Raw genomic sequence first — 11,398 nt, 5'->3', positions numbered from 1 at the left:
CTGAAGGAAGTGTTCGGGGTCGAGGATACCGGCGAGCGGGTCGCGGTCGAGGGCAGCGATCATGGCTTCACCCATGGCGATGTCGCGATTGCCGCGATCACCTCGTGCACCAACACCTCCAACCCCAATGTCCTGATCGCCGCCGGTCTGGTCGCGCGCAAGGCGCGCGAACGCGGCCTGCAGCGCAAGCCGTGGGTCAAATCATCGCTGGCGCCGGGGTCGCAGGTGGTCACCGACTATCTCGACAAGGCGGGGCTTTCGGAGGATCTCAACTATCTCGGCTTCAATCTGGTCGGCTATGGTTGCACCACCTGTATCGGTAACTCGGGTCCCTTGCCGGCGCCGATTTCCAAGGCGATCAACGATCATGATATTGTCGCCGCGAGCGTTTTGTCGGGCAACCGCAACTTTGAAGGCCGGGTGTCGCAGGACGTCCGCGCCAACTATCTCGCTTCGCCGCCTTTGGTGGTCGCTTATGCCCTGAAGGGCACGGTGCGCGAGGATATGTACGAAAGTCCGATCGGCCAGGGCAAGGACGGCGAGGACGTGTTCCTGAAAGACATCTGGCCGACCAACGCCGAGATCACCGACATGGTCAACAGCTTCGTCAACCGCGAAATGTTCGAGAGCCGCTATGCCAATGTCTATGACGGCGACGCCGAATGGCGCAAGATCGACGTCACCGGCGGCGACACCTATCAATGGCGCGCCGGCTCGACCTATGTCGCCAACCCGCCCTATTTTGAAGGCATGACGATGACGCCGGAGCCGATCAGCGACATTATCGAGGCCAAGACTTTGGCACTTTTGGGTGACAGCATAACCACCGACCACATCTCCCCCGCCGGCGCCATCAAGGAGGACAGCCCGGCCGGAGAATATCTTAAAAATCATCAGGTTAACAAGGCCGACTTCAACAGTTACGGCTCCCGCCGCGGCAACCACGAAGTCATGATGCGCGGCACTTTCGCCAACATCCGAATCAAAAACGAAATGGCCGACGGAAAAGAAGGCGGTTACACCAAATATAACGGCGAGATCATGCCGATCTACGACGCCGCAATGCGCCACAAGGCCGACGGCACTCCGCTGGTCGTCATCGGCGGTGAGCAATATGGCACCGGCTCGTCCCGCGACTGGGCGGCGAAGGGCACCAACCTGCTCGGTGTCCGCGCTGTCATCGTCGAAAGCTACGAACGAATCCACCGCAGTAATCTTGTCGGGATGGGCGTTTTGCCGCTGCAATTCGCCGAGGGTTTTGATCGGGAACTTCTGAGCCTCGACGGCAGCGAGACCTTTACCATCAAGGGCGTCGCGACTCTGAAACCGCTGCAGGAAGTCGAAGTCGAAATGACCCGAGTCGGCGGCACGACATCGACCTTCAAGACGATCTGCCGGATCGATACCGCCAACGAAATGGAATATTTCCTCAATGGCGGCATCCTGCATTATGTGCTGAGAAATCTCGCGGGCTAGAAAGCCGCGCAAATTTGTGCATAGTCGGGGCATAGGAGAATATATCCATGCCCCGACTGCGCGAAATTCCCCGGTCCGAGGTTACCGACGACTATATTCTCGGTCTTTACAATATACTGTTCGGTGACCGCGATCCGGTGGCACATCCCGGCACCGCGACCGGCACGCCGGGCAACTGGTGGACCGTGTTTGCCCAGGTTCCCGACGCGTTCAAACATACCAGCGAAGGCTTCGGGTTCTACCGCTCACCCAATCGCAAGCTCGATCCGAAGCTGCGCGAACTCGGCCAGATCCGCGCCGGCTATGCCGTCGGGTCTCAATTTGTCTATTCCCAGCACAGCAAGGCAATGCGCTTCGAGGGCTATTCCGAGGAGCAGGTCAAAGCCATTCCCAACTGGCAAGTCGCCGACTGTTTCAGTGAGGTCGAGCGAGCGGTGCTCGCTTACACCGATTGCCTCGTGCTCGAGCGGGGCAGGGTACCAGACGGTGTTTTCGCAGCGTTGAAAAAGCATCTTGGCGAGGTCGAAATAATCGAACTGACCTACATTACCTGCACCTACATGATGCACGCGGTGATGAGCCGCGCGCTGAGGCTGGAATTTGACGACGTGCCCGAAGCCGTGGTCGAAGTGCCCGCTCCGGGTGGCACGACGGCGGATGTCATGGGCATGGTCGACAAGCGAAAGGATGCGAAAAAATGAGCTACCACCATCTCGCCCTTGCGGCGAAGGACATGAAGGCGATCCACGCCTTTTACGAGGGGGTCATGGACTTCGAACTGGTCAAGGTAGAGATCGCGCCGGTCATGGGCGGCGGCTGGGGCAAGCATTTCTTCTACCGCATGGATGGCGACGACAGCCGGTTCATCGCTTTCTGGGAGCTTAATGATACGCCGGGAGAGGACGGATATTCGTTTGATCTCAACGAAGCCGCCGGAACCCCGCAGGGCACCAACCACTATAGCTTCGCGGTTGAAACAGCGGAGCAACTGGTCGCCTGGCGGGAAAAATGGAATGCAGCGGGACTAGACGTGCTCGAGATCGATCATAATTGGTGCCACTCGGTCTACACCCGTGATCCCAACGGCAATATGGTCGAATTCTGCCTGACAACCGGCAGCTTCACCGACAAAGACCGCCGCCGCGCCCTAGCGGCGTTGGACGAGACGAAAATGACCCCAAGTCCACCGCCTGCAATGATGAAACAATGGCTGGCGAAAGAGAATTAGCCTGCGATATGCAGTCCAGACCTCGTTCTGGTCTGCGCTTCCGTGGCTCGCATGCCGTTCAATATGGTATCGATAACCACCCTGAGCCGGTCTTCGGTCGCCAGATGCATCATCTGCATCATCAACCGGGGATTGCAAAACGGTTGCACCATGGTGTTGACCAACGACACGACGGTATCGAGCTCGAGCCCCTTGAAATAGCCTTTTTCCATCGCCTCGGCCAGAATCGAAGCCATATAATGGTCTGCCAGATCGACATAGCCTTTGATCACTTCGAAATGCTCATCTCCGAGTTCCATGTAGGATTCAAAAAGTTCCGGATCCTCTTCGTAACGCGCGCGTTTGATAACCACGCGCTTGGCAAAAAACTGATAGAGTTTCTCTTCAACCGGCATCTCGGCGGAAACAAGCCCCTCCATGATGACCAGCAGTTCCGCAAACCACTCCCCCGCCATGGCCTCGGCCAGCGCGTCCTTATTCTCGAAAAAGCGATATAGATTTGATGGCGACATGCCGACTGCCGTCGCCAGATCGGTCATCGTGAAGCTGATTGCACCTCTATCCTGGATTATCCGGTCGGCGGCATCCATGATTCTGGCACGCGTGCCTTCGATATCGGTTTCGGGACGGGGCATGAGCGGGCTCCTTGGTGCGGCGAAATAGCCGACGTGATCTATATAGGCGATACGGTTTCATGATAAAAGATGAAATTCTTCATTTTTCAATTACCTCCATAGTCATGTTTTTCTATTCGGCTTCGTTTTGCGAGGCTAAAGGATCATGATGACAAACGATCAGGCTGATCCGGCCAGTCCAAAAAAGGCCTCACCAGCAGCTCCTTCCAGTCCAATGGCTCCGGTTACCGGCAGCATTCGCCTTTTTCGTCGCTGGTGGCGGGTTGCCGTGCGTGCCGGTGTCGATCAGCAGGCGGTAATCGACAAAGTCCGCGAAGACAGCGGCTTTACACCGCATTTCGCATTCATGACCTCGATGTCAGCGGGCATTGCGATACTCGGGTTGCTGTTGTCCTCTCCGGCGGTGGTGATCGGTGCCATGCTGCTTTCGCCCTTAATGGGGCCAATCATGGGCGCTGGCTTTGCGCTGGCTGTTGGCGATTCAGTCTGGCTCAAGGAAAGTGGCAGGGCGATCTTGCTGGGGACGATAATTTCCATATTATTTGCCGCTCTGGTAGTGACGATGTCGCCCATCCAGACGGTCACGGCCGAGATCGCGGCCCGCACCAGACCCAATCTCTTCGATCTCGCAGTGGCACTTTTCTCGGCATTAGCCGGCGGTTATGCGATGATCCGGGGCAAGATGGGCACAATTGTCGGGGTTGCGATCGCGACGGCCTTGATGCCGCCGCTCGCGGTTGTCGGCTTCGGGCTGGCGACGTTCAACTGGTCGGTTTTTGGCGGCTCGCTGCTCCTGTTCTTCACCAACTTGATGACGATCGCGCTGACTGCAACCGCGATGGCGCGACTCTATGGCTTTCGTTCGGTGCTTTCCGAACGACAGTCGCAGGTCCAGGTTGCGATCATGACCGTGATATTTGTCGCGCTCGCTATACCGCTCGGATTTTCACTCAAGCAGATCGCGTGGGAAGCCAATGTTTCACGCTCGGCCAATGGCTATATCAAGGATCAATTTGGTGACCGCGCGAGTGTGTCCAAGATCGAAATTGATTTCGATGCAGACCCTATCGTGGTGAACGCAACCGTCTTCACGCCCAAAATACTGGCCGGCGCGAATGAGCAGAGCTCTAGGGTGATCAGTCGTACGCTGGGCCAGTTGATCGCCGTCAAGATAACCCAGTTCAAGGTGGAATCCGGCGACGACGCGCAATCCGCCGAACTGGCCGCCGCGAGAGCGCAGGCGCAAGCCCAGCAGGCTGAAATCCAGGTCACAAGGCTAAGAGAAAATCTTGCCCTGATCGCCGGTGTGCCGATGGACGACGTGACACTCGATACAACCAAACGACGCGCCATGGTCGTCGCAAAACCGCTCCCCGGTGCGTCACTGGCATCTTACCACGCGCTTGAACAGCGGGTCGCTGCAGGCGCGAAAAACTGGACGATAAAATTGCAGCCGCCAGCCGTCGCATTGCCGGAGTTGACGATCACCGATAACGCTGTAGCCGAAGCGTCGGCTCGCAATCTCGATCTGATAGTTTGGGTGTCCGAGCGCGTGAATCTGCCACTGGGTATCAACGGGAAGGCCGCCGATATGGAAGTCGTCAAGAAATCCCTGGCCGCCAAGAATATTATAGTCGCAGAGGAATCCGATATGGCCATTCCAGGCGGCGGGGTGAGATTGCGCTGGCTGGCTCCGTCCGAGAATATGAGTGTCCGGCAATAGATATTTAGCTCAGGTTCATTTTCAATAGGTTAGCTTCGTTTCTCGATAGGGGAGAAAGACTATGCGGCATTTTATGTTCACCGGACTTTTGTTGGCGAGCGTCGCGACGCCAGCGATCAGCCAGTCCTCACCGGATGAATCTGCGCAAGGCGCTGTCTCGGTTACCATCTACAATAATAATCAGGCGCTGGTGCAGGATGTTCGCAATCTGAATCTCCCCAAAGGACGCAGCAAGCAGCAATTCCCCGATGTTTCTGCGCAAATCCGTGCAGAAACGGTGACATTGTCCGGAACCGGTATCGGCATTGTCGAACAGAATTTCGATTTTGACCTGCTCACTCCGGCCAAGCTGATGGAAAAGGCGGTGGGGCAGACGGTGACCCTGATCCGCACCAATCCGGCGACCGGTGCCGAAACCCGTGTCCGTGCAGAAATACTCGCGGCCAACGGTGGTGTGGTGATGAAAATCGGCGACACGATTGAGGTGCTGCGCGATGACGGTTTGCCGGTGCGGGTGATTTTTGATCGTGTTCCGCCGAACTTGAGGGCGCGACCCACGCTTTCGATTACCTTGGAATCGACCGGAGGTCAGGTGCCGACCACGCTGAGTTATCTAACGCCAGGTCTCGGCTGGAAGGCGGATTATGTGACGCTGTTCGACGACGCCAAGCAGACAATCGACGTGCAAGGCTGGGTGACCCTGACCAACAACAGCGGCACAGATTATCGCAATGCCAATGTTCTTCTGGTCGCGGGAAGTCCCAACACGGGCGGAGGGCGGAACAGCTATCCACGATGGCCGACCGGAACGATTGACAGTGCCGGAACTGAATCCAGTGATCGGGAGCAGCTCGGAGACTATTATCTTTATCCGCTCGCCGAACGGACCACGGTCGCCAACGCCCAACAGAAACAGGTTAGCTTTCTGGATGTGACCTCTGCGCCTGCGCGCAAAGTCTACGAATTCACTAATGGCTGGCTGGGAAGCCGTGATGCTGCCAGCGCCAATTCGGTGCTGAAATTCTCGACTTCGCGAGCGGGCGGTCTTGGCGACCAGTTGCCGTCGGGGATCATGCGCGTCTATATGCGCGACAAGCGGGGCGACCCGCAATTCATTGGCGAAAGCCAGATCGAGGCGACACCAATGGGCTCCTCGATGTCGATCCGTACCGGTGAAGCGTTCGACGTTAAGGTCAAGACAGTGGTCGAGGAGCGCACGCGCCGCTCGTCCAGCCGCTGGCGGAGCAAGATGCGCTACGAGGTTACCAATGCCCGATCCGAGGCGGTCACGGTCGACCTCGCCCAGTCGGGACTGTGGGGCGATGTCCGTATCGAGCAGGAAAGCCAGGTCAGCGAGCGGGTTTCCGCCGACAAGACTGAATGGCGACTCAGCGTACCTGCCAACGGCAGCGTAACGGTCACCGCCACATTCGACAGCCGCTACTGATCGGCAATTGCGCGGTATGACCGTCTTCCGTCTTTTTGCCTTTCTGGCGTTTGCCCTGTTTTTGCAAGCCAACCCGCTTGCTGCGCAGCAAATGGTTGTTTCGGACGGGCCCGCCGACGTGTCGATCACGATTTACCGCGCGCCCGGCAGAGGCGATGGCGCGATCGATGCCAATTGGCCGCAAGGCTATGCGCTGATCACCGAAACCCGAACTGTGCGACTGCCCGCCGGAGATGCGATCGTGCGCTTCGAAGGGGTCTCCGAAGGTATGTTTCCGGAAAGCGCCATCGTGACCGGCTTGCCCAATGGCGTGCAAGAAAAGAACCGCGATGCGCGATTATTGTCACCGCAAGGACTGGTTGACGCCTATCTCAAACGCGAGGTTTCGATCACTCGTACCGACAAAGCTACGGGAGTGTCACGCACCCAGAATGTATTCATCACCGCGGGGCCGGGCGGGGGTGTGATTTTCGAGAGCGACGAAGGGTTCGAGGCACTACGCTGCACTGGCCTCCCGGAACGGATGACCTTTTCGAAAATTCCGGCGGGCCTATCAGCGAAACCGACGCTGTCCATTCTCACTACTTCTCAACGCGCGATGACTGCGAAACTGACTTTGACCTATCTGGCTTCGGGCTTCGACTGGCAGGCTAATTATATTGGCACGGTGAAGCCGCGCAAAACTGGCGAGAAAGCAGAAATGGACTTGTTTGCCTGGCTGACCGTGGCCAATGGCGGCAACCAGAGTTTTGAAAATGCCCATATGATGGTGGTTGCCGGTGAACCCAATCGCGAACAGCGCGATGATCAGGTGCGTCCGACCGGAGGTGGTCTTGTGATCCGCTGCTGGCCAATGCAGCGTACGCATCAGGTTCCCTATAATATGGGATATCTGCCAGCGATTCCTCCGCCTCCGCCGACAGCGATGGCGATGATGGACGAAGGGGAAGTCATCATGGTCACAGCGCAGCGCCGAAAAGGGTCGGTAATGGAGATGGCCTCGCCTGTCGCCGTGATCGTGGCGGAACAGGAAGATCTCGGCGACCTCAAGCTGTATCGGGTTCCGGAGCAAGTGACCGTGAATGCCAAGGGACAGAAACAGGTGGCGATGATCGTCCAGCCAGGCGTCACTTATGAACGCATCTATGTCGCGAATGCCGGCAACTATGGTGACGATAGTGCAGCAATCAGTTATATTTTACGAAGCAGGAATGATGCGGCAAACGGTCTCGGCGTGCCGCTTCCCGCCGGAAAGGTTGCGGTTTTCGAAAACAGTTTCGCCGGACCGCTTCTAGCTGGGGAAGGGGCTTTGCCGGACAGGGCGGTAAATAACGAAGTCGAGGTGGAGGTGGGCAGCTCCTCCGATGTGCGACTAACGGTGACCCAAACGCGCCGTTCCAAACGCACGGAAAACTGGCGCGCTGTGGTGACCAATGCCCGCAATCATCCGGTCAGTTTCGAAATGGAAATTCCCTATAGCCTATCAGGCCGGGTGAAGGGTGTCGACGTGATCGATGGTGTTCCCACCTGGCGGGTAACGGTTCCAGCCAATGATGAAGCGAAACTCTCCTACGCGATCAAGCTGCGCTGACTGCGAACCGGTTAGTCTTTGAGATATTTCTGCTTCGATTCTTCCGGTATCATTCTGGGATGATGATGTTCATCAAGGGCCACGAATGTGAACAATCCGCTAGTCACTGGCACCTGTTCTTCTGCCAAATTCCGGGAAGCAATAACGTCGAGCCGAATCGCGACCGAGGTTCGCCCGATGCGTTCCACCCGGGCATAGACCGATATCAGATCACGGCTCAGGATGGGCGCAATAAATTCCATCGCCTCGATAGCCACGGTTGCGGTAGATCCGCGCGCCACTCTTGCCGCCATGATTCCGCCGGCAATGTCCATCTGCGACAATACCCAGCCACCAAATATATGGCCGTTGTTATTTAAGTCACGCGGTTGCGGCGCGACGCGCAAAACCGGCTGCATTTTCGCCAGAGCGGCCAGATCATCATCACTCATCGGGATATATATCCCTGGACACCGGGTCGTCGATTGACTCGTCATGCCCGGTCCCGCTCGACAGAAACACCAGCCCCATCAACGCTGCGGTCAACATCAGAGCAAATGATATGCCTCCGGCAGTGGCAATATACATGTGAATTGAGACCCAGCCATGAAGGTAATAGAGAACGGACAAGGTGATCGCGGTGCATAATAACGTGAACATCGCCATACCGCGTATCAAACGCCAATATCGTGACCAGGCGATGCTGGCGTAGAGGGGGTCATCTAGGCGGGATGGCTTGGGCAAATGGCACTCCGTTGGTTTCCAGTGCATTGGACGGAAATCCTGCTACCATCAAGTCCATTGAAATTCAAAAATATGCTATAGAGATGCAATAAACAGAATCAGAGCCGAGGAGAGGGACGATGACCATTCATACTATTCTGCAGGGACGCAGTGCCGAAATATTCAGTTGTACTGCAGATATGTCGGTTTCGCAGGCGGTTGAGATATTGGCTGAAAAACGCATCGGCGCTCTTCCCGTGCTCGATGGAGAGGAAATTGTAGGCATATTCTCCGAGCGCGATGTGCTCCACTGCATCCGGAAATACGGCGCTGCTGCGATGGTCCATGTGGTGCGCGACGTAATGACGTCCGATGTCATCTTCGTAGACCGGAAAAAAAGCGCGATCGGCGCGCTGTCGCTGATGACCAAAAGGCGGATTCGCCACTTGCCCGTTGTCGAGGACGGCAAGCTGGTCGGCTTTGTCTCGATCGGCGATCTGGTTAAATATCGGATCGACAAAATCGAAAGCGAAGCGGCGGCGATGCGAGACTATATCCAATCGGCCTGACGAACGGACAGGGGCAACAAGCATGGCGCTGATCAACCGGTTTGCCGATCCGGAAGATGAACGGCGGTATGTCCATGCAGAGCGCGTGGCGCGCATCCCGGCAACGCGGGCGCTGATCGTGATCGGTGTCGCGACGTTCCTGTCCTACATCACGATGAACCCGATGTATTTCCCGCGCGAAGGCGTCATCGCCTACACAATCGCTGCCGGAGTGTTCATTTCCGTGCTTGCCGCGTTTTTCATGCTGACGCACACGCGCTTCTATATCGAGCGCGGATGGGTCGACTTGATCCTGTTCACCGCGTTAACCGCAGCGATGTTGATGTTGATCGATGCGCTGGGGGATCAGGCTGCGATCACCGGCATATCGCGATTTGGAATGGCGATTATCAATATGGGCATATTGGTGATTTTTGCGAGCGTCGGCTTTGTCGCAACAACACGACTGTTCGTTCTCTGGATGATAACATTACTCATATTATACATTCTCTTCCTCGCGCAGGCAGACCGTAGCCTGATCCAGAAAGTCTATACCCTGACCAATTTTTCCACCTTCTTTGTCTTTTCCGTTTTTGTCAGCTGGGACATAGACCGACGCGCGCGGAAGGTGTTTCTGGCCAACGAAGCGCTGGAGTTCGAACGCAACAAGACCGAGGAGCTCTTGTATAATGTCCTTCCGCAGGCGGTTGCCAGGCGCCTGCGGGAAGGTGAAGCGGTCGCTGACTCGTTTTCCGATGTATCGGTCATATTCGTTGATATTGTCGGCTTTTCGCAATTGGCAAAGGTCTTGTCACCTGGCCATCTGGTCGAGCAGCTCAACCGCTTTTTCCTGATCGCCGACAAATGTGCGGAACGGCACGGGATCGAAAAAGTAAAAACCATAGGCGATGCCTATCTGGCGGTTTCCGGCGGGACGGCGTCATCAGGGCAGGGAGCTATTGCGGCCGTAAATTTTGGTCGTGATCTGATTCTGGAGATGGAAACCGTGGCGAAAGAAAGCGGGGTTGATATCAAGTTGCGTGTCGGCATCCATTCCGGGCCGGTGGTTGGCGGGGTGGTTGGTTCGAGCCGGCTCGCCTATGACTATTGGGGTGATACCATGAATATTGCCAGCCGGATCGAAGGTGCGGCCGATCATAATGGAATAGCGGTTTCTGCGGCCACCTATTATCAATGCGGCGGATTGCACGAATTTGGTTCGGCCGAAACGCTGACGTTAAAGGGGGTCGGCGAGACCGAGATCTATCGACTGAAAATGGCTTACTCGGCCTAATTGTATATCGCCGGAACCCGGGGACTCTTGGAATAGGCGACCCCGGTGGTTTGCTTGTCCTATGCTCCGACTGGCAGTGGTATGGCACTTTCAGTCTATATATTCTCCGGGTTCAATTCGCCCGGATCCGGTTCCGGCGGCTTGCGGCGGACGATCAGCTCGATCACCTCGATCAGCGTCGGCCTGGCCAATATATATAGCAGACCGACATAGGCTAGGCCTCCGGTTAGGATCAACACCGCCAACCGTGCATAGACGATCATCTCCGGCAGCAACTGATCGACCAGGTAGACAATGGCTGCCATTACTATCGATGCCGAGAGGCCGGGCCAGACAGCTTTGCCAATCTCCCACGCATTGATGCCGATATGACGACGCGACTGCATATAGGTAAAAATCGTGAGCAGCGGAAATGCGATGACCCAACCCCAGGCGAGACCGTAAACCCCATATTGGATAGCGATCAGAAATGTGATCGGCATAAGGATCGCGCCGAACATATTGGTACGGGCAGTGACTTGCGGTCGGCCCAAAGCGTTGTTGGCGGGCGCGAACAATATCTGCAACGTCATCACCGGCATCGACAGGGCGAGTATGGCAACAAAGGGAGACATCCCGGTCCACTTGGCGCCGAACAATGTTTCGACCAGCGGATGGGCGGTTGCTGCCATGCCCAGATATAGGGGGCACGATATCAGCATGATCAACCGGATCGCTTTGAGAAAGGACCAGGCCAGTGCGCGCGGCTCGGATT

At 56.5% G+C, this 11,398-nt stretch carries 12 protein-coding genes (1 of these 12 only partly in view); 8 read left to right on the top strand and 4 right to left on the bottom strand.

Annotated features, from left to right (window positions below; translation table 11 throughout):
• The 3 genes from acnA to WBM93_RS00145 form a co-directional block, all read left to right on the top strand.
• Nucleotides 1–1,476, top strand: a 1,476-nt coding sequence (gene acnA / locus WBM93_RS00155) for an aconitate hydratase AcnA (RefSeq protein WP_424426957.1), incomplete at its 5' end; no start/stop codon positions are given.
• Between the two features lie 47 nt (nt 1,477–1,523).
• A complete protein-coding gene (locus tag WBM93_RS00150) occupies nt 1,524–2,177 on the top strand; it encodes a carboxymuconolactone decarboxylase family protein (RefSeq protein ID WP_424426955.1) in 654 nt (217 codons plus the stop codon).
• Nucleotides 2,174–2,704, top strand: coding sequence for a VOC family protein (locus WBM93_RS00145; protein WP_424426953.1), 531 nt, complete (start codon nt 2,174–2,176; stop codon nt 2,702–2,704). Before WBM93_RS00150 ends, WBM93_RS00145 begins: the two co-directional genes overlap by 4 nt.
• Here WBM93_RS00145 and WBM93_RS00140 read toward each other — a convergent pair.
• Nucleotides 2,701–3,339, bottom strand: coding sequence for a TetR/AcrR family transcriptional regulator (locus tag WBM93_RS00140; protein ID WP_424426951.1), 639 nt, complete (start codon nt 3,337–3,339; stop codon nt 2,701–2,703). The genes WBM93_RS00145 and WBM93_RS00140 overlap by 4 nt on opposite strands.
• A gap of 145 nt (nt 3,340–3,484) precedes the next feature.
• Between WBM93_RS00140 and WBM93_RS00135 the strand changes: the two genes are divergently transcribed.
• The 3 genes from WBM93_RS00135 to WBM93_RS00125 all read left to right on the top strand — a co-directional run bounded on the left by WBM93_RS00135 (nt 3,485) and on the right by WBM93_RS00125 (nt 8,100).
• The gene (locus WBM93_RS00135; RefSeq protein WP_424426949.1) at nt 3,485–5,062 is read left to right on the top strand and encodes a DUF389 domain-containing protein; all 1,578 of its coding nucleotides are present in this window, start codon (nt 3,485–3,487) and stop codon (nt 5,060–5,062) included.
• Between the two features lie 61 nt (nt 5,063–5,123).
• Complete coding sequence (locus tag WBM93_RS00130; protein WP_424426947.1) at nt 5,124–6,509, top strand: DUF4139 domain-containing protein; 1,386 nt, start codon at nt 5,124–5,126, stop codon at nt 6,507–6,509.
• 16 nt (nt 6,510–6,525) lie between these two features.
• Nucleotides 6,526–8,100 (top strand): DUF4139 domain-containing protein, encoded by a 1,575-nt coding sequence (locus WBM93_RS00125; RefSeq protein ID WP_424426945.1) that lies wholly within the window; start codon nt 6,526–6,528, stop codon nt 8,098–8,100.
• 11 nt (nt 8,101–8,111) lie between these two features.
• Here WBM93_RS00125 and WBM93_RS00120 read toward each other — a convergent pair whose 3' ends face one another.
• Together WBM93_RS00120 and WBM93_RS00115 are read right to left on the bottom strand one after the other, a co-directional pair.
• Entirely contained in the window at nt 8,112–8,531 is a 420-nt protein-coding gene (locus WBM93_RS00120; protein ID WP_424426943.1) for an acyl-CoA thioesterase, read from the bottom strand.
• A complete protein-coding gene (locus WBM93_RS00115) occupies nt 8,524–8,850 on the bottom strand; it encodes a hypothetical protein (RefSeq protein WP_424426941.1) in 327 nt (108 codons plus the stop codon). Before WBM93_RS00115 ends, WBM93_RS00120 begins: the two co-directional genes overlap by 8 nt.
• Before the next feature lie 92 nt (nt 8,851–8,942).
• Between WBM93_RS00115 and WBM93_RS00110 the strand changes: the two genes are divergently transcribed.
• Nucleotides 8,943–9,371: a CBS domain-containing protein gene (locus tag WBM93_RS00110; RefSeq protein WP_424426939.1), complete on the top strand. Its 429-nt coding sequence runs from the start codon at nt 8,943–8,945 to the stop codon at nt 9,369–9,371.
• A gap of 22 nt (nt 9,372–9,393) precedes the next feature.
• A complete protein-coding gene (locus WBM93_RS00105; RefSeq protein WP_424426937.1) occupies nt 9,394–10,644 on the top strand; it encodes an adenylate/guanylate cyclase domain-containing protein in 1,251 nt (416 codons plus the stop codon).
• A gap of 95 nt (nt 10,645–10,739) precedes the next feature.
• Here the strand turns inward: WBM93_RS00105 and WBM93_RS00100 are convergent, their stop codons facing one another.
• Nucleotides 10,740–11,398, bottom strand: the 3' end of a protein-coding gene (locus tag WBM93_RS00100; RefSeq protein ID WP_424426935.1) for a lipopolysaccharide biosynthesis protein. It continues 853 nt past the right edge of the window; 659 of the gene's 1,512 nt are visible here — the last part of the coding sequence; its start codon lies off the right edge, out of view — the gene reads right to left on this strand; its stop codon occupies nt 10,740–10,742.

The sequence above is a fragment of the Parasphingorhabdus sp. genome (assembly GCF_049667325.1).
GTDB lineage: Bacteria > Pseudomonadota > Alphaproteobacteria > Sphingomonadales > Sphingomonadaceae > Parasphingorhabdus.
This window is presented reverse-complemented; position numbering and strand designations above follow the sequence as displayed.